Here is a 17,178-nt window from a genome sequence, read left to right on the forward strand (position 1 = left end):
TTTAGTCTTGAAATGATGAATTTCTTGATGCGCTGAAACGGATTTGTTGTGGCGATAGAAGCGAAGCGGTGTGTTTTTGCATAACCGGGGGCTCTCGCCTTCGCGAGATTTGACGATTTCGCGAAGCGTAACGGGAACCACATACGAAAATAAAAGACGTTTGCTCGTCTTACTCAGGTAGGGGATTTTTGCCATGATAGCAAGCCTCTTAGTAGCATCGTTTTGTAGCAAACGTCGCTCATTGAGGCTTTAAAACAAAAAAAGGCCTTGATTTACAAGGCCTTTTCAGGAATATGGCGGAGAGCTAGGGATTCGAACCCCAGGAAGGGATAAACCTTCAACGGTTTTCAAGACCGCCGCTTTCGACCGCTCAGCCAGCTCTCCAACAGCCGCGTATTATTACAGAAAATATTTTAAAATCCAGCGTTTTTTGCCGATCCACTTTCATGTCGCAGTCGAATGCAATCTTCTTTAGTGCCTAAGTGTTTGTTAGTGATTGCCAAATCGGCGCGGATGCTGGTGCAAATGTGCGTCGATTCCGGATGCGAAGTAGTGGCTATCGATTGCTTTGTCGATAGCGATACTCGGCAAATGGCAAAGCAGACATATCAGGTGTCGTCACTGGCCTGGGATGATATTAGCGCTGCTGTGGCAGCGGTTCGGGAGATTTATGGCTTAACCGAATTGTTATACGGTAGTGGTTTGGAAGCATACCCGGAAACCTTGAGCTATCTGGAAGAGGATTGGCGGATTATCGGGAATTCGGCCGCTACTTTTCACCACATCCAAGATAAGCGTGGTTTTTTTGCTCGACTCGATTCGTTGGCAATTCGGCATCCGCTGCTTGTGTTTACGAAGCCTGAGGATAGCGTTGATTGGTTGTTAAAGCCATGGCGAGGTGAGGGCGGCTTGGGAATAAGGCGCTGTAACAGTGTTGATTTTGCCGATGGCTATTGGCAGCGCTATATCGAAGGCCGTTCTCTGTCCGTGCTGTTTGCGGCGAGTCGCGATGAAGTTGAATTGATCGGTTTTAACGAGCAGTGGGTTGACGACTGTTATAGCGAGCACCCGTTTATGTTCGGTGGGATTGCCAGTCATGCCGAGGTTCCTGTAGCTATTCAAACTGAGATTGCCGATTGCTTAGGCAGGCTTGCGAAGTCTTATGAGTTGCGAGGTTTAAATAGCCTGGATTTTATGCTGCAAGGCGATAACTGCTATGTGTTGGAGATTAATGCGCGGATTTCCGCTAGCGCCCAGCTTTACGGCAAATCCTTGCTAATGAAACATCTGCAAGCGTATCAAAACCGCTTGGACGCTAGTGTCGAGCTATCGAAGGAGCCGAGTGCTTATCAGATAATATATGCGCAAAAAAAAGTGACGATTCCCGAGCGACTGACATGGCCGATATGGGTAGTGGATAGGCCGAATCCCAGCGCAATTGTTGCCACAGGCGAGCCGATATGCAGTATTATTGCCAGCGGAAAAAACTCGGGGCAGGTGCTGGATAATCTGCATCGCCAACAACGCATCCTTGCAAATCTTTTGGAAACAGGTCTTTAAAACTCATGCAATACCAGGCAAGCGTCAATAAATTTTCCCAGCCCTTGGTTCAACAACTGCTGGATAACGCGGATAAATTACGGTTGGGTATCGAAAAGCTGGAAAACGGCTGCACGATTATCGATGCAGGTATCAAAGTGCCGGGCGGTTTGGAAGCTGGACGGATTATCACTGAAATCTGCATGGGTGGCTTGGGTACCGCGACGATCTCGCAAAGCCCGTACACCACTAGCTGGCCGCTGACTATCAATGTACACGCCAGCAATCCGGTATTGTCTTGCCTAGGCAGTCAATACGCAGGTTGGAGTTTGTCGCACGGCAAATATTATGCTTTGGGTTCCGGTCCGGCGCGGGCGCTGGCGACCAAGTTGAAAGACGGTGCGGTCGAGCCGGTGGAAGAGCTTTATAAAGAACTGGAATACCGCGATAGCGCCGAGAAAACTGCTTTGGTCATCGAAAATGACGCGTTACCGCCGGTGGAAATCGTCGAAAAAGTCGCGGCGGCTTGTGGTGTATCGCCAGCCAATTTGACCATCATCGTTACGCCAACCAGCAGTCTGGCCGGCGGTGTACAAGTAGTTGGGCGGGTATTGGAAGTAGCGATGCACAAGGCCCACGCGCTGCATTTCCCGTTGGAAAACATTGTCGACGGTTCCGGCAGTGCGCCGATTTGTCCTCCACATCCAAATTTCGTTAAAGCGATGGGCAGAACTAACGACGCGATTTTATTCGCAGGCCAAGTCCATTTGTTTGTAAAAGGCAGTGACGAAGCGGCGGAAAAATTGGCCAAGGAGTTACCAAGTTCAACATCAAAAGATTACGGCAAACCCTTTGCCGAAATTTTCAAAGCTTACGAATACGATTTCTTTAAAGTCGATGCGATGTTGTTTAGCCCGGCCAGTGTTATCGTCACCGCGGTCGAGTCCGGCAAAAGTTTCCGTGCCGGCAAATTGGATAATGCTTTGCTCGATCTGTCATTCGGGGCTTAATTAGCTTTAATTCTCTTTGACAGCTAACTGGCCTTGCCGCGCAAGGTCGGTTAGTTTGTATCGTTAACTCCATTCGTGACACATCCCTTTGCGCCGAATTGCAATAATTACCGATGACCCGGGTTGGCATGGCAAGCAGTTGTGCTTGGCTTTTTCTGAACGCGGTTATGCCGCCGAATATGTCTCGCTGACTGCCTGCAAATTGCAGTTAACGGTCACCGAGTTGCCGATTGTTATTCCCGGTTTTGAGCAAGAATTGCCGGCGGCGGTCTTTGTGCGCGGGGTGCCAGGCGGTTCGTTGGAAGAGGTGGTGTTTTATCTGGATGTCTTGCACGCCTTAAAAATACTGGGGGTGCCGGTTTATAACGATGCTGGCGCAATCGAGCGTAGCGTCGATAAGGGCATGACCAGTTTTTTATTGCAGCATGTCGGCTTGCCGACTGCGATGACCTGGGTGTTACGCGATCGAGACGCAGCACTGGCGATTGCTGAGCAGCAGTTGCATGAAGGGCATTACTTAATCAGTAAACCCTTGTTTGGTTCTCAAGGCGAAGGTATTCGGCGTATCGAAAAAACCACCGATTTGCTGTGGTTGACCAGCAGTCGCGGCATTTACTATTTGCAGCGTTTTGTCGAATGCGCCGGCGACGGCTATTCCGATGTGCGCGTGTTCGTGATCAACGGCAGAGCCGTTGCCGCTATGCGGCGGCGCGGTATTTCCTGGCTGAATAATGTGGCCAGAGGCGCGTCTTGTGAATGCATCGAGCTGGAGCCTGACTTAGCAGAGTTGGCGATTGCCGCTGTCAATGCGTTAAAAATGGATTATGCCGGTGTGGATGTGATTCAGGATGCAGACGGTTGTTATCGGATAATCGAAGTGAACAGCGTGCCGGCCTGGAAAGGCTTGCAAAGTGTTTGCGAGATCAACATCGCCCAACACCTGGTGGCCGATTTGCTCGGTCGTTATTGCGTACAGGAAAAACTATGCTGAACAGGCAGCAATTGATAGACGTTTATATTCAAGCTTGCGAAACCGAGTTGCAAGCGTTCAAGCCCGGTAATGTCAGCGTCTACAGCGCTGCCGACGATATGACGGTTGATGATTTTCGTGTCAGTGCTCGGGTTAGCAGTGAGCCGATCACCGATCCGCAATACAGCTTGGGTGAAAAAATTTATTACGCAGTCAAGGCTACCCGCGAGGCGGTGGCTTGCAATACCAATCTGGGTATTATTCTGCTCTGCGCGCCTTTGTTGCAGGTGGTTGCTAGCCTGAATACTGGCGAAAACTTGCGCGATGGTTTACGACTATTGCTGGAAAAAACTACCCGCGAGGATGCCGATTGGGTTTTCAAGGCCGTGACCTTGGCTGCGCCGGCGGGCTTGGGCGAATCCGCGCAACACGACGTACAAAAGCCGGCGGATGTGAGCCTGACCGAGGCCATGGTTTTTGCCGCTGACAAGGACAGAATTGCGCTGCAATACGCAACAATTTTTAAAGACGTTTTTGATTTCGGTGTTTTACGATATAATCGTGCTTTCGTTTTGTCTGGCGATTGTGCTTGGGCTGCGTTAGCGGTTTTTGCCGCAATGTTGGCTCAATATCCCGATAGTCATATTGAGCGGAAGTATGGAGAGCGGTATTCAGAGTGGATCAAGGCTGAGATGCATAAGCTCGATAGAGCGATGCAAACAGCTTGTGAGCCTAAAGAGCTTTTGCCAGTATTGTATGATATGGACAAAGCTTTTAAGGCACAAAGGATCAATCCGGGTACAACAGCTGACATAACTGTAGCGACAGTACTGGTGGTGCTTCTGGAACAACTTATCGGTGAAGAAATCGGTGGGTTATAGAGGGAACTAAGCAGAAACTACAATCTTGAGACACTAACGTGTCTATTTTTTTGGTTCAATCTTATCTTTAGGGGATAAATTTAAAATGGCAAAAATCAATAACTTGCGTGTTGGCGAATCTTTGGTTGGTGAAGGCAACGAAATTGCTCACATCGATTTGATCATCGGCCCACGCGGCTCAGCAGCTGAAACTGCTTTCGCAAATGCTTTGACAAACAACAAAGACGGTTTCTCTACTCTGTTGGCTGTTGTTGCTCCTAACCTGTTGGTTAAACCTGCAACCATCCTGTTCAACAAAGTAACCATCAAAGGCGCAAAACAAGCTGTTCAAATGTTTGGACCAGCTCAACGCGCTGTTGCTATGGCTGTTGCTGATTCCGTTGAAGACGGCACTATCCCTGCTGACGAAGCTGACGATTTGTTCATTTCTGTTGGTGTTTTCATCCACTGGTTGGCTGAAGACGATGCAAAAATCGAAGAATTCAACTACAAAGCTACCAAAGAAGCAATCGCTCGCGCTGTTGCCGGCACTCCAACTGCTAAAGAAGTAGTTGCTGCTAAATCTGGTGCAAAACACCCATTTGCCGCTAACAACGTTTAAGTTTTTAGTTTCAAAGGTTGTCGAAGATACCCCGGCTTGCCGGGGTATTTTTTTGCCTAAAATTTTTGTAAGGTCTTGGTATCGAGGCTGCCGTTATGCAGTGCCGAGGCTAATAACACGGCCGCAACGCCAATGGCATTCAATTGAGTCAGGTCGTTGATGTCACGAACGCCTCCAGCTGCGATAAATCGTTTGTCTGGATGATCCTGGCAATGCTTGCTTAGTTTTTCAAAGTCCGGGCCCATATTGCTGCCGACCAAATCCAAGGTCATCACCACTACTGTTTCCGGCCACACTTGCGGGCTTTCCAGCCACCCAGGATGACCCAAAGCCCGGTTATGTTTAAAATCCAGGGATAGGATGAGATCGGCGTTTTTTAAAGATACGGGTAGTCGTTGCGATTCGGTACCGATGACAGGCTTACAGTTACTTCGACGAGTGGTCGTAGTTAGATCTTGATAGCTACTGCCGTTATCCAGCCAAAATTCCTGGTTTGGATATTGGCTAAGCAAGTCATCGATGGCCTCGTCGTGATTGCCGTCGCCGCGAATGGCGTCGAGGTCTGCAATATAAAATGTTTGAAATGGATGCAGCTTTAAAAAACAGGCTACCACGTGGTTTATCTCGCTGCTATCGCATAGTGACGAAGTGTGGTGTACGGGTTGATAACGACTGCGGTCACCGCCTGCGGCATGGACCACTTGGCCGCCTTTTAAATCAATGACTGGAATAATCTGCATAGGCCAAGCGAGTTTTAGAATTGAGAATTCTGGTATTTGAATATATCACCGGCGGCGGTTTGCTTGGGCAGGCACTGCCTACTTCGCTGGCGGCGGAAGGCGGCCTGATGTTACAGGCTTTACTTACTGAACTGAAGTGTCTGCAAAATATTCAGCTATGCGTACCGCTGGACGAGCGTTTTGCCAGACCGGATATGCTGCCGGAAACGGAAATTGTAACGGTAAGCGCAGCTTGCGACATCTTTGCACTGTTGCGGGATTTATTAACTGAAGCCGATTTGTTTTGGCCAATCGCGCCGGAAAGCAATGGCATTTTGCAAAGCTTGGCTGAGCTGGCTATTGCCGCGAATGTCGAGGTTTTGTTATCCAATCCCGTGACGTTAAGGGTTTGCGCCAATAAGTATGCGACTTATCAAGCTTTGAAAAAATGCGCGATTCCATTGGTGGAGACTCGCTTGCTCGATCAATGGGTGGATGGCTTAGGCGATAATATTGTCATAAAAATTGCCGATGGAGTCGGGTGCCTCGATAGTTTCCAAGTCGACGCCGAACAGTTGCCTGCCGCTATTGCCGAATTAAACGATCCGCAACGCTATGTCTTGCAACCCTATATCCACGGTCAGGCCACCAGTTTGTCTTGCTTGTTCAAACACGGCCAAGCTTGGCTTATTTGCTATAACCACCAGCAAATCGTTTTGGAAAATGGCCGATTCAGTTTGCAAGGCTGTTTAGTCAATATGCCAACCGATCAGCTGGATTTTTATCGAAACCTGATAAATGAAATCTCCGAAGCGATGCCCGGCTTATGGGGTTATGTCGGTATTGACGTTATCGAGAACGCCGAATTAGGTCCGTTGGTGTTGGAAATCAATCCGCGTCTGACGAGTTCTTACGTCGGCATCCAGCAAGCGACCGGCATCAACGTGGCCGAACAGGTTTTGCGCCTGCGGCATGCCGATCCGGTTTTGCAGGCCAGTCTAAATGAAACGGTTCAAATCAGTATTAATTAAAAAGCAGAATGAATAAACAGATTGCAGGTTGGGATATTGGCGGTGCGCACGTCAAATTGGCGTTGCTGGATGAGTCCGGGCATGTCCAGACAGTTGCTCAGCAGGCTTGTCCGCTATGGAAGGGCGTGGATTTCTTGCATGGCACCTTGGCCGATTTAGCCGGCCGGTTCGATTTGCAAGATTGCCGTCATGCCGTGACGATGACCGGTGAACTGGTGGATTGCTTTACCAGTCGCGAGCAAGGCGTCAATGCCATCGTCCAGGCTGTTTGCGAACAATTCAATGCCGAGCAGGTATTGGTATTTGCCGGTTTGCGCGGCTTTTTGCCGGTAGCGAAAATTCAGCCGGCCGATTGCATGGACATCGCGTCTGCTAATTGGTTGGCCAGCTTGTTATGGGTGGCAAAGCGTCTGCCAAATGCCTTATTTGTGGATATAGGCAGTACCACAAGCGATATTTTGCTGATCGAAAATCACCAGCTTAAAGTGCAAGGCTTTACCGACTATCGGCGCTTGGTCTCCGGCGAGCTGGTGTATACCGGCATTGTCCGCACGGCGGTAATGGCGATTGCCCAAGAGGCAGAGTTCAACGGCCAGCAAATGGGCTTGATGGCCGAATATTTCGCAACGATGGCCGATGTGTATCGCCTGACCGGCGACTTGAACGAAGCGCACGATCAAAGCGATACCGCCGATGGCACGGAAAAGTCGATTTCGGCCAGTGCCCGCCGCTTGTCGCGGCTGACCGGTTACGAGCATAGCGAGAACGATCACTCACTCTGGTTGGCATTTGCCAAGCACTTAAAAGCCAAGCAAACACACAAAATTAGTCAGGCTTGCGTCAGGCAGTTACAACGGGCGGAAACCCGCTCGGCCATCAAAGTGGTCGGTGCCGGCGTCGGCCGGTTCTTAGCGCGGGACATTGCCTTTGAGTTGGGCATTGATTATCTGGACTTTACCGACCTGCTGCCAACAACCGATAAAACCCAGGCTATCGACGCCGCCGACTGTGCGCCGGCCGCCGCCGTGGCTTATCTTGCCGGCGGGTTTGGTTAAAGCCGGCGGCTGGGGTAAAATCGGTAGATTGCAAATCATGTCTTTGCGGCACATTCCGGCCGTTTATTAGCACCCCTTAATGCCTTTAGCCTTACCCATCAAACATTCTCTGCCTTATTTTCAGGACAGTTCCGCATTATTCGCCCCGCTGGCGCAGCAGCCTTGGGCGGTATTTCTGGATAGCGCCCAGCCTTACAGCACGCAGGATAGGTTTGACATTATCGCCTACGCTCCAGTCGTAACCCTGCAAACGCGCGGCAATATCACTCGCATCGAACGCGATGGTATGGTGACTGAAAGCACGGAAGATCCCTTTCAGTTACTGAAACAGCAATTGGGAACACCATTAGCTGGTATTGAGGGCTTGCCGTTCAATGGTGGCGCCATCGGTTATTTTGCTTACGATCTGGCCAGACGCATTGAGCGATTGCCGGAAATAGCAGGCGATGCCGAGCAATTGGCGGACATGGCGGTGGGTATTTACCATTGGGCAGTGATTGTCGATCATCAGCGTCGGCAAAGCTGGTTGGTCGGTTATGACCTTCCGGAATGTGAGCAGCAAAGACTTATCGCCGAATTCAGCACAATGACTACCCCAGTAGAAACTGCGGAATTTAAAGTGCTGCAAGCCCCGCGCGCCAATATGGACAGAGCGGCGTACGCCACGGCATTTCAAAGTATCAAGCACTATCTGAAAGAGGGCGATTGCTATCAAATCAATTTGACCCAGCGCTTCGAGAGCCCTTGCCAAGGCGAGCCATGGCAAGCCTATCAAGTGCTGCGGCAGATCAACGCGGCCCCCTTTAGCGCCTATCTGAATTTCCCGGATGCGCAGGTCTTAAGCTCTTCACCGGAGCGCTTTTTAAAAGTAACGGACGGCGCGGTAGAAACCAAACCCATCAAGGGTACCCGTCCGCGCCGGAGTGATTGGGAAGACGATCAAGCGCAGATAGAAGACTTGGTGTCCAGCACCAAGGACCGGGCCGAGAACGTGATGATCGTCGATCTGTTACGCAACGATTTGGGCAAGAGTTGCCGGAAAGGCTCAGTGTGGGTGCCAAGCCTATTTTCTGTCGAAAGTTATGCCACCGTACATCATTTGGTCAGTACCGTGACCGGCCAGCTAGCGGCCGGCCAACATGCCATCGATTTATTGCGCAGCTGCTTTCCCGGCGGCTCTATTACCGGCGCGCCCAAGATCCGAGCGATGGAAATCATCGAAGAACTGGAACCGCATCGGCGCGGCATTTATTGCGGAGCGATTGGGTATATCGGTTTTGACGGCAATATGGACACCAATATCGCGATTCGCACTTTGGTGCACAATCACGGCACGATCCGCTTTTGGGCGGGCGGCGGCATCGTCAACGACTCGGTGCTGGACGAAGAATATCAGGAATGCTTCGATAAGGCCGCGGCCTTGTTACAGTTGCTGAAGCAATTTAGCGCATGACTTGCGTGATCAAGCTGGGCGGCAGCTTGCTGGAAACAGCCGCCTTGCCCGCTTGCCTTGCTGCAATTGCAAAGCGCGCCGGCCCCATTGCCATTGTGCCCGGTGGCGGACCTTTTGCTGACCAAGTACGCAGCGCGCAAAGGCTATGGCGTTTCGACGATGTCGCCGCGCACCGGATGGCGATTCTGGCGATGCAGCAAATGGCCTTGTTGATGCGTAGCCTAGTGCCCGAATTTGCAATCGTCGCCGATGCGGACAGTTTACGTTCCGCGTGGCAAGTCAAACCGGTGCTGATCTGGTCTCCGCAAGTCGAGCAATTGGATAAAGCCAACATAGCCGCCAGCTGGGATGTTACTTCCGATAGTTTGGCGGCTTGGCTGGCTGGCTATATCGAAGCCGATGAGCTAATTGTCGTTAAATCGGCGCCAATTCCGGAGCAAGCGAGTTTGCCGGACTTGCAGCGACAAGGCATCCTGGATGCTGCTTTTCAACGTTTCACCGCCAAGGCCAATTACAAAATCACCGTGCTTAATAAAGACTGCTTCTTGTCCCGCCATGATTAATTTTATCAAAGCCATACTGAACAAGCGCTTGCGCAAGGCTTACTACCAAAGTCGCGAATCCTTGCTGGGTCATCAAAAACGCGACATCGTGGTGATGCAGGTCGGGCAGGCTTGCGAGAGTTTGAAAGAAAGCCGGGATCAGTTCGTCGATGCGCTGGATAAATTTAAAAGCATCGTCAACTTGCAGGATAGTTCGCTGGAACAGCGTTATCAGCAACTCAAACGCCGCTATGACCTATGCAAGGGTAAGGCCGATCAAGTCAGTCAAAGAATTCAGGCGGTCGAAGAGATTAGTGAAGCTCTATTCAACGAATGGGAAACCGAGCTGGCTTTATACAGCAACCGGGCCTTGAAGGCGCGCAGCCAGCAGCAGTTGAAAAAGTCACGGCAGCAATACGCCCGTTTGTTAAAAGCCTTGCAGACAGCGGAAACTCGCATGCATCCAGTGTTGGCGGCGTTCCAAGATCAGGTATTGTTTTTAAAGCACAACTTGAATGCGCATGCGATAGCGGCATTGCGGCACGAGTTTATGGAAATTGGTGTGGATATTTCGAGATTGATCGAGGTGATGGAGAAAACCATCAGCGAGGCCAGTCAGTTTGTCGCGGTTCTGGTGGAACAGAAACAACTGCCGGCCCCGGTGCGCAAATAAATTACATGGAATGCATTTTGTAATCGACCCGCGCCGGTGGATTTTTGTCGCGTTGGTCAGGGGTTTTCTTGCGGTTTTGATCGATACGTTCTTGCGAGTATTGGGAAATCATCTGGTCCCAGTTGCTGTATTTTTCGTAGTCTTTGCTGCCGGCTGCTTTGCGTTTGGCAAACAGCTCTTTGCCAGCTTCTACCAATTGTTCCGGTGTCTTGCCATCGATAGCGTCCAAAAACTCCTTGTTATTGCGGATTTCATCGCGTAAGGTCCAGAAAGACACTTCAAACTCTATGCGTTGGTCCAGCGGCAATTTTTCCTTGATTTGACTGATTGATCGATTGACCGTTTTTAAACTGCTACCGTTGATTTGATTGCTTTTATTGCAACCGGCCAAAAATGCGCAGATTAAAAAAACCAAAACAGTTGACGCTTTTTTCATGATGTAGCCCCCCAGTGGCTAAATAAACAAACCCGAATTTTGTATTTATAATGGTTGCAACGCGGGTTACCAAACAAACCAAATTACTCGGTAATTAAAAACACAAGCTTACCACATGCTGGAATTTATCCAACTTCTCAAACAGCGTTACCAAACTGTGCTACAGCAGCTGGATAAAAAAAATCCCCAGTACCTGGATTATCAGCAACGTATAGAGCAATTGTTGCACGGCGAAGCCTTTATTCGCAAAGGTGAGCTGCTGGACAACAACCCCGGATTTCCGCTGCAAATCGCCGTTATCGGGCCGACGCAGGCCGGTAAAAGTTCTGTCGTCAATTTGCTGTTAAATGCCCATGCCGCCGGCGTCAGTCCGCTGGCCGGTTACACGGTACAGGCCCAGGGTTTTTGCCATAGCCTGACGCCCGATGATTGTGACGGCATGCAACATTATTTCGGCCGCTTTCAGCGTTTGCAACAAACTGAGTTGCGGCCGGGAAGGTATGATTGCTATTCCCTGAGCCCAAGCCCAGGCGCCTCGGCCTTGTTGCCGGCTTGCGTCTGCTGGGATACCCCTGATTTCGATTCAATAGATGCCGCCGACTATCGGGAAGGCGTGATCCGCACCATCGCGCTGGCCGACATCGTGGTATTGGTGGTGAGTAAAGAAAAATACGCCGATCAATCGGTTTGGGAAATGATGAAAGCCATCGAGGTTTTCCAGCAGCCCACCTTGATTTGCGTGAATAAACTCAACGAAGGCAGCGAGCCGGTGATTCTGGATTCGTTGCGGCAAAAGTGGCTGCAAACCCGGCAAGATACCTTGCCCACCGTGGTGCCCTTGTTATTCCAAAAAGCTCCGGCCGTGCCGAGCTGGCCGCAGTCGGCTGCGCACGCATTCGCCGATCTTGCGAAAAAGGTCACCCGCTACAAACATGCCGTACGCCAACAGCAATTGCTTATCCGCTATTGGCTGGACTGGCTGCAACCGGTGTTTGCCGAACACCATGCGCAGCATCATTGGCAAACCCTGGTCGATCAAGCGCTGGCGCAGGCGGTTAAGGACTACCAGCGCGATTATCTGAACCATCCGCATCATTACGAAACCTTTCAAAACGCTTTATTAAATCTGCTGACCTTGCTGGAAATCCCCGGCATTGCCAAAGCGCTAGGCAAGACCCGAAGGGCCATGACTTGGCCGTTTCGTAAACTGTTTTCATGGGGCAGCGGCAATGCCGCCATCAACCCCAATCAGGAACTCGGTGTGTTGAATCAGCTAGGCGAGCATCTTTTGATTCAAATTGCCGACCGTTTGCTGGAGAAAACCGAAACTGAGCCGGCCGATAGCCGCTGGTGGAAAGAAACCGCAATGGCACTGAGACAGAAACGCGGTGATTTGTTGCAGATTTATCGCCAGGCGGTGACGGATTATCACAGTGATTTTCAGCAGGATGTGGAAGCCTCGGCGCAGCGTTTGTATGTCAAGTTGCAAGAACAGCCAATGGTTTTGAATAGCCTGCGTGCCACCCGCGTCACGACCGACGCCGGCGCCTTATTGCTGGCGATCCAGGCCGGCGGTATCGGTATCCATGACTTGGTGATTACCCCGTTGATGCTGACCATGACTTCCTTATTAGCTGAAAGCGCTATCGGCAGTTATATGCATAAGGTCGAAGCCGAATTAAAACAGCATCAGCTCAATACCGTGAAAACCGCGCTGTTCGAGGCCTGCCTGAAACAGCGCTTGTATTTGTTGCCGCAAGGCGTGCTGTCGCCCACCCGCTTTAATATCTCCGAACAACAATGCCACGCCGCGGAGCAGGCGCTGAAAGAGAAGAAACATGGCTTACGATTACTCTGAATTGCTGACCCAAGCCCGGCAATGGGCCGCAACGGCGCAAGCCGAAGGCCGTTTAAGCGCGGAACGGGCGCAATTATTGACCACGATAGACACGCGCAGTACGGAAAGCCTGTTTGCCGCGAGTCAAACCGATCCGGATAGCAGGCCGTTAATTGTGGCGTTCATGGGCGGCACCGGCGTTGGTAAAAGCAGCTTGCTGAATCGTTTGGCGGGGCAGGCGATTGCCCGGGCCGGCATTGAGCGGCCCACCTCGCGTGAAGTGACTTTGTATCACCACCAGAGCCTGGCGATTAACAAGCTGCCGGCCGGGCTGCCCTTGGACAGCATCAAGATCAGCCAGCACAACGACGCGACAAACAGCCATATCGTCTGGATCGACATGCCGGATTTCGACAGCGTCGAGCTCAGCAATAAGCGTTTGGTGCTGGAGTGGCTGCCGCATATCGACGTGCTGTTATACGTGGTCAGCCCCGAGCGTTACCGCGACAGCAAAGCCTGGCAATTGCTGCTGGCGGAAGGTGCTAAGCACGCCTGGTTGTTTGTGATGAACCAATGGGATCGCGGCCAGCCGGTGCAATACGACGATTTTAAACAGCAGTTGGGTAAGGCCGGTTTTACCGATCCCTTAATCTTTCGCACCAGTTGCAGCGAACCTGACGGCGACGAATTTGCCGCCTTGCTGGAGCAGTTGCGGCAACTCTCCGGACAGCATAGCGTTGCCCAATTGGAGCAACGCGGCGAGCAATTGCGCCGCCAGCACCTAAAGCAGACCTTGCAACAACTGGCCGACGATTTTTCCGCGCAAGACTACGCGCAATTACAGCAGAGTTTCGATGCACTATGGCAGCATACCGAAGCCAGCTTGCAACAAGGTCTGGCCTGGCCGATCAAGCAACTCGCGCAATTCTGGGCGGAGAACCTGGGCCAAGCAGCAGACATCAAGCTGTGGGACGAATGGGCGCAGAACCGCCTGAATGATCTGTTGGACGAATTGGTGCTGCAAGCCGCTCAAGCCGATATTCCCAGCAAGCCGCTGAAAGCCGCGCTGCAAAGTATTCGGGACAATACCGAGAAAAATCTCACTGCGCAAACCGAACTGGCCGGCAGACAGGCTTTACTCAAGCCGGGCAACGGTGCTCAGCGTTTTTTGCTGAAATTCACCGCCATTTGCGAAACCCTGTTGCCGCTGGCGGCGATGGGCGTGGTCGGCTATCAGGTATTTTCCGGCTATTACCACAGCGCCGCCGACGCCACCGCTTATCTTGGGACCGACTTTGCGGTTCATAGTGTGCTGTTGATCGGTCTCAGTTGGCTGATCCCGTTTTTCCTGCACAAAAAGCTCCAGCCATCTTTGCAAAAGGCGGCATTGCAGGGCTTGCTAAAAGGCCATCAACAAGCCTTGTCGACACTTAGGGCGGAAATCAAACAAATATTGTTGGCCGAACAGCAACGCAATGAATCTTTACACCAACTATTACAAACATTGCTGGCCCGGTGCGGCGCCGGGCCGGCAGTGGCCATAGAGAAGGACAGCTTGCTGGGCCGGGTATTGTTGGCGGAGTGAAGTTTCTTGCGGCGGCTTGCCGTTATCAAGCCGGCCCTTGAATACTGTTCGCTCTGAGCGTGTCGAAGGGCGCGCCAGTGTGGGCTCCGACCGGTTAAGCCCGAACGGCAGATCAACGATAAAAGGGCCGGGTTAATAATTTCGACGATTGCCAAAAATTTCTCCATCGTTTCAGTTCCGAACCGGAACATTGGCGTTATTTTGTGCAATGCCCGAGTTCCGAGCTCAATTGACCGAGAAAGTTTCTCGAACAATCCGGTTCAGAGCTTGAGTGTTCGAGCTATTTTCTCCATCATTCGAGCTCGAAACTAAAACGTTGGAGTTATTTTGTCCAATGCCCGAGCTCCGAACTGAAACGATCGAGAAATTTTCTTGAACGATCGTGTTCCGATCTCGATTGACCGAGAAAATTTCTCGAACAATCCGGTTGCGGGCTTGAGCGTTCAAGTTATTTTGTCCATCATTCCGCTTCAGAGCTACATTATTCGAGCTTCGCATTAAAACCCTGGAGTTATTTTGGGCAACGATCAACAAAAAAGCTCGGTCGCTTTGGGACATTAGCGGAATGAACAGCTATCAGCCAAGAATTGACCTTGGTTTTTTAAAGCCATCGATATTTGGATGTCTGTCAGCAAGACTAATTTCTCGCAATCGGAGGATTCGGAGTTTACGGCCAAAAGCCGCCGGACGCTTTGCGAAACCAAGGTCGGCAAGTTGCCAGACAGCCGACGTTTAATCGTAGCCGCGATTAGCGTCAGCGTAATCGCGGAAATAAGTCGCCAACCAACCTTTCCGTATAACAAAATCGGTAAAAATCACCATTAGTTTATACTGTAGTCATTTGCTGTTCATACCCTTCAATGGTTAACTATCGCAGAGCTTATATACCCGGTGCCACATGGTTTTTTACGGTTAACCTTTTACAACGCCATCAGAACGAATTATTGATACGGCAAATTGATCTGTTGCGCGACACGGTGAGAGCCGTGCGTGCTCGTTATCCATTTCAAATAGAAGCGTGGGTTGTTCTGCCGGAGCATATGCATGCTATCTGGACCTTGCCACCTGGCGAGGCCGATTTTAGTACCCGCTGGCGTTTGATAAAGAGTGGATTTTCGCGAGGTTTAGCCAAAACCGAATATCGATCAAAGGTTAGGATTTCCGCCAATGAACGTGGCATCTGGCAAAGACATTTTTGGGAACATGCCATCCGTGACGAGCTGGATTTTGAACGGCATGTTTATTATTTGCATTTTAATCCGGTAAAGCATGGGTATGTCGCCCAGGTTCGCGACTGGCCTTATTCAAGTTTTCACCTTTTTGTAAAAAAGGGAATTTATCCTGATAGTTGGGGTAACGGCTTGAATATTGAAATTGGTGGCGACGATTGAAAAAATGTTTCCTTTGGAAGGTTCTTGAGTATATTTAACACCATTCCCGCGATTACGCTTCGCTAATCGCGGCTACGCGGGCTTTGTACCGATATCGCTTTGCTGGCCAGTTTACGTACGGAAATTAAGGTTTACGACGTTCTAAAATATCACCCGGAGCCTGATTACCTGGTTCGTTTGCTTGGCACAGCTTACAGTGCTAATCCGCCTTTTCTGATTTATGAATTTGTCGACGGTGGCGATTTAACCGCCTGGTTGGCGGGCTTTGATGGCAGCAAGCCAACAAGCAACAGCGTATTAAAAATTTTAAAAATGGCTGCCAAGGCTTTAGCTTATTGCCACGATCAAGGGGTGGTGCATCGTGATTTAAAACCGGCTAACTTGCTGGTCACTCGCGATGGTCGAGTCAAAATTTCCGATTTTGGTATCGGTGCGATTACTGCTCAGGCGCAGATGCTGAAAGAATTGACGCGGGTTACCGGTGCCACTGTGCTTCGCAACGCATATACGCCACTCTATGCGGACATTAGTCAACGCCGTGGTGAAACCCCTGCTCCAAGTGTTGATGTTTATGCCCTTGGCGTGATTGCCTACCAACTTTTGCTGGGAGATGTTTCTCGGGAGATGGGCCCGGCCTGGCGCGCCGAACTAGAGGAATGTAATGTTCCAACACAAGTGCAGGATTTGATCGCTGCTTGTGTTGATTTGCCAAGGAAAAGATTGGCGAATGCAACTGCGGTTTTATCGGCAATCAACCAGATTGATTCTGATAAACCCGTATCCAAAGTCGATAGAGCGACTCGCCAGCGCCGCACTGACAATTATTGCATTGCCTGCGGCCATAAAATTCAAGTTGACGACAAGTTTTGTAACGGATGCGGCCGGAAGCTTGATTCAAGGGGCTGAGTGGCCTGAATTTCAGATCCATTTGTGCTTCAGCAGCCTCATGGCAAGTGATTTTTGGCTGTATCGGCTCGGCCTTTCGCTTAATGGTGGGATTTTGTCTTGATTGGTATATGTTTTGCTGATTAGCTAGTTGAGCGTTGAAAAGGCAGGTATTTGCTGTTTTTCCTGTCGTCTTCACAACATTGCTCAAGCTCGAATGTTCGATGGCCGACAGCCGCTCGGTGGAATGAGTGGTCTGGCGGTTTCAAGCGAATGTCCGCATAACAAATTTCAAGAGGATTAGACCATGGCTGAATTTTTTATTGAGATAAGCGCCCAGGAAACCGGCGAGCATCTGGTTCACAAATCGACTTGCTCGGCGCTGCCGGCCAAGGATGCGATTTACTACCTGGGATCGATCAGCAATGTGGTAAGCGCGGCGAAGAAAGCCGGCGAGCGATTCACCAAGCCTACTGCATGTCCGCAGTGTTCGCCGGTGTGATTGTGTCGATGAAACGCCTTATTGCATTTTGAATAGTCTTTGACGGGCGGATTGCCGGCCGGCAATCC

17 protein-coding genes and 1 tRNA gene are annotated in these 17,178 nt (G+C 50.7%); 15 read left to right on the forward strand and 3 right to left on the reverse strand.

What is annotated here, in order from left to right:
• Positions 1-294: 294 nt before the first annotated feature.
• Positions 295-384 (reverse strand) — tRNA-Ser (locus NP589_RS16095).
• A 75-nt stretch (positions 385-459) separates the two neighbouring features.
• Here NP589_RS16095 and NP589_RS16100 point away from each other — a divergent pair.
• The 5 genes from NP589_RS16100 to fae all read left to right on the forward strand — a co-directional run bounded on the left by NP589_RS16100 (position 460) and on the right by fae (position 5,001).
• Positions 460-1,560, forward strand: coding sequence for an ATP-grasp domain-containing protein (locus tag NP589_RS16100; RefSeq protein ID WP_256607914.1), 1,101 nt, complete (start codon positions 460-462; stop codon positions 1,558-1,560).
• A gap of 5 nt (positions 1,561-1,565) precedes the next feature.
• Entirely contained in the window at positions 1,566-2,549 is a 984-nt protein-coding gene (gene mch / locus NP589_RS16105) for a methenyltetrahydromethanopterin cyclohydrolase (protein WP_256607915.1), read from the forward strand.
• 88 nt (positions 2,550-2,637) lie between these two features.
• Entirely contained in the window at positions 2,638-3,540 is a 903-nt protein-coding gene (locus NP589_RS16110) for an ATP-grasp domain-containing protein (protein ID WP_256607916.1), read from the forward strand.
• The gene (locus tag NP589_RS16115; protein WP_256607917.1) at positions 3,534-4,400 is read left to right on the forward strand and encodes a triphosphoribosyl-dephospho-CoA synthase; all 867 of its coding nucleotides are present in this window, start codon (positions 3,534-3,536) and stop codon (positions 4,398-4,400) included. Before NP589_RS16110 ends, NP589_RS16115 begins: the two co-directional genes overlap by 7 nt.
• Positions 4,401-4,485: 85 nt before the next feature.
• Positions 4,486-5,001 (forward strand): formaldehyde-activating enzyme, encoded by a 516-nt coding sequence (fae, locus tag NP589_RS16120; RefSeq protein WP_020482207.1) that lies wholly within the window; start codon positions 4,486-4,488, stop codon positions 4,999-5,001.
• Positions 5,002-5,057: 56 nt separating this feature from the next.
• Here the strand turns inward: fae and NP589_RS16125 are convergent, their stop codons facing one another.
• Positions 5,058-5,741, reverse strand: coding sequence for a HisA/HisF-related TIM barrel protein (locus tag NP589_RS16125; RefSeq protein WP_256607918.1), 684 nt, complete (start codon positions 5,739-5,741; stop codon positions 5,058-5,060).
• 20 nt (positions 5,742-5,761) lie between these two features.
• On the opposite strand from NP589_RS16125, the gene NP589_RS16130 reads away from it, so the two are divergent.
• The 5 genes from NP589_RS16130 to NP589_RS16150 all read left to right on the forward strand — a co-directional run bounded on the left by NP589_RS16130 (position 5,762) and on the right by NP589_RS16150 (position 10,474).
• A complete protein-coding gene (locus tag NP589_RS16130; protein WP_256607919.1) occupies positions 5,762-6,751 on the forward strand; it encodes an ATP-grasp domain-containing protein in 990 nt (329 codons plus the stop codon).
• A gap of 8 nt (positions 6,752-6,759) precedes the next feature.
• Positions 6,760-7,806 carry a hydantoinase/oxoprolinase family protein gene (locus tag NP589_RS16135; RefSeq protein WP_256607920.1) on the forward strand — a complete coding sequence of 349 codons (1,047 nt, stop codon included), beginning with the start codon at positions 6,760-6,762 and terminating at the stop codon, positions 7,804-7,806.
• 79 nt (positions 7,807-7,885) lie between these two features.
• Positions 7,886-9,259, forward strand: a complete 1,374-nt coding sequence (gene pabB / locus NP589_RS16140) for an aminodeoxychorismate synthase component I (RefSeq protein WP_256607921.1) — start codon at positions 7,886-7,888, stop codon at positions 9,257-9,259.
• A complete protein-coding gene (locus NP589_RS16145; RefSeq protein WP_256607922.1) occupies positions 9,256-9,822 on the forward strand; it encodes an amino acid kinase family protein in 567 nt (188 codons plus the stop codon). Before pabB ends, NP589_RS16145 begins: the two co-directional genes overlap by 4 nt.
• Positions 9,815-10,474, forward strand: a complete 660-nt coding sequence (locus tag NP589_RS16150) for a DUF2959 domain-containing protein (RefSeq protein ID WP_256607923.1) — start codon at positions 9,815-9,817, stop codon at positions 10,472-10,474. The genes NP589_RS16145 and NP589_RS16150 overlap by 8 nt, the downstream gene beginning before the upstream one ends.
• Position 10,475: 1 nt before the next feature.
• Here NP589_RS16150 and NP589_RS16155 read toward each other — a convergent pair whose 3' ends face one another.
• Positions 10,476-10,910 carry a DUF6694 family lipoprotein gene (locus NP589_RS16155; RefSeq protein WP_256607924.1) on the reverse strand — a complete coding sequence of 145 codons (435 nt, stop codon included), beginning with the start codon at positions 10,908-10,910 and terminating at the stop codon, positions 10,476-10,478.
• Between the two features lie 115 nt (positions 10,911-11,025).
• On the opposite strand from NP589_RS16155, the gene NP589_RS16160 reads away from it, so the two are divergent.
• The 5 genes from NP589_RS16160 (at position 11,026) to NP589_RS16180 (ending at position 17,110) form a co-directional block, all read left to right on the forward strand.
• Positions 11,026-12,768: a GTPase gene (locus tag NP589_RS16160; RefSeq protein ID WP_256607925.1), complete on the forward strand. Its 1,743-nt coding sequence runs from the start codon at positions 11,026-11,028 to the stop codon at positions 12,766-12,768.
• The gene (locus tag NP589_RS16165) at positions 12,749-14,332 is read left to right on the forward strand and encodes a GTPase (protein WP_256607926.1); all 1,584 of its coding nucleotides are present in this window, start codon (positions 12,749-12,751) and stop codon (positions 14,330-14,332) included. The genes NP589_RS16160 and NP589_RS16165 overlap by 20 nt, the downstream gene beginning before the upstream one ends.
• A gap of 860 nt (positions 14,333-15,192) precedes the next feature.
• Positions 15,193-15,723, forward strand: a complete 531-nt coding sequence (locus NP589_RS16170) for an REP-associated tyrosine transposase (RefSeq protein ID WP_256607927.1) — start codon at positions 15,193-15,195, stop codon at positions 15,721-15,723.
• A gap of 99 nt (positions 15,724-15,822) precedes the next feature.
• Positions 15,823-16,629, forward strand: a complete 807-nt coding sequence (locus tag NP589_RS16175; protein WP_256607928.1) for a protein kinase domain-containing protein — start codon at positions 15,823-15,825, stop codon at positions 16,627-16,629.
• A gap of 286 nt (positions 16,630-16,915) precedes the next feature.
• The gene (locus tag NP589_RS16180) at positions 16,916-17,110 is read left to right on the forward strand and encodes a hypothetical protein (RefSeq protein ID WP_064038046.1); all 195 of its coding nucleotides are present in this window, start codon (positions 16,916-16,918) and stop codon (positions 17,108-17,110) included.
• Positions 17,111-17,178: the final 68 nt, after the last annotated feature.

The sequence above is a fragment of the Methylomonas rosea genome, assembly GCF_024505055.1.
Lineage (GTDB): Bacteria > Pseudomonadota > Gammaproteobacteria > Methylococcales > Methylomonadaceae > Methylomonas > Methylomonas rosea.

What these genes read in the sequence shown, in the direction of transcription:
- NP589_RS16100 (WP_256607914.1), top strand. Translation starts at nt 460, where the DNA reads ATGCAATCTTCTTTAGTGCCTAAGTGTTTGTTAGTGATTGCCAAATCG.
- mch (WP_256607915.1), top strand. Translation starts at nt 1,566, where the DNA reads ATGCAATACCAGGCAAGCGTCAATAAATTTTCCCAGCCCTTGGTTCAA.
- NP589_RS16115 (WP_256607917.1), top strand. Translation starts at nt 3,534, where the DNA reads ATGCTGAACAGGCAGCAATTGATAGACGTTTATATTCAAGCTTGCGAA.
- fae (WP_020482207.1), top strand. Translation starts at nt 4,486, where the DNA reads ATGGCAAAAATCAATAACTTGCGTGTTGGCGAATCTTTGGTTGGTGAA.
- NP589_RS16125 (WP_256607918.1), bottom strand. Translation starts at nt 5,741, where the DNA reads ATGCAGATTATTCCAGTCATTGATTTAAAAGGCGGCCAAGTGGTCCAT.
- NP589_RS16135 (WP_256607920.1), top strand. Translation starts at nt 6,760, where the DNA reads ATGAATAAACAGATTGCAGGTTGGGATATTGGCGGTGCGCACGTCAAA.
- pabB (WP_256607921.1), top strand. Translation starts at nt 7,886, where the DNA reads ATGCCTTTAGCCTTACCCATCAAACATTCTCTGCCTTATTTTCAGGAC.
- NP589_RS16145 (WP_256607922.1), top strand. Translation starts at nt 9,256, where the DNA reads ATGACTTGCGTGATCAAGCTGGGCGGCAGCTTGCTGGAAACAGCCGCC.
- NP589_RS16150 (WP_256607923.1), top strand. Translation starts at nt 9,815, where the DNA reads ATGATTAATTTTATCAAAGCCATACTGAACAAGCGCTTGCGCAAGGCT.
- NP589_RS16155 (WP_256607924.1), bottom strand. Translation starts at nt 10,910, where the DNA reads ATGAAAAAAGCGTCAACTGTTTTGGTTTTTTTAATCTGCGCATTTTTG.
- NP589_RS16160 (WP_256607925.1), top strand. Translation starts at nt 11,026, where the DNA reads ATGCTGGAATTTATCCAACTTCTCAAACAGCGTTACCAAACTGTGCTA.
- NP589_RS16165 (WP_256607926.1), top strand. Translation starts at nt 12,749, where the DNA reads ATGGCTTACGATTACTCTGAATTGCTGACCCAAGCCCGGCAATGGGCC.
- NP589_RS16170 (WP_256607927.1), top strand. Translation starts at nt 15,193, where the DNA reads ATGGTTAACTATCGCAGAGCTTATATACCCGGTGCCACATGGTTTTTT.
- NP589_RS16180 (WP_064038046.1), top strand. Translation starts at nt 16,916, where the DNA reads ATGGCTGAATTTTTTATTGAGATAAGCGCCCAGGAAACCGGCGAGCAT.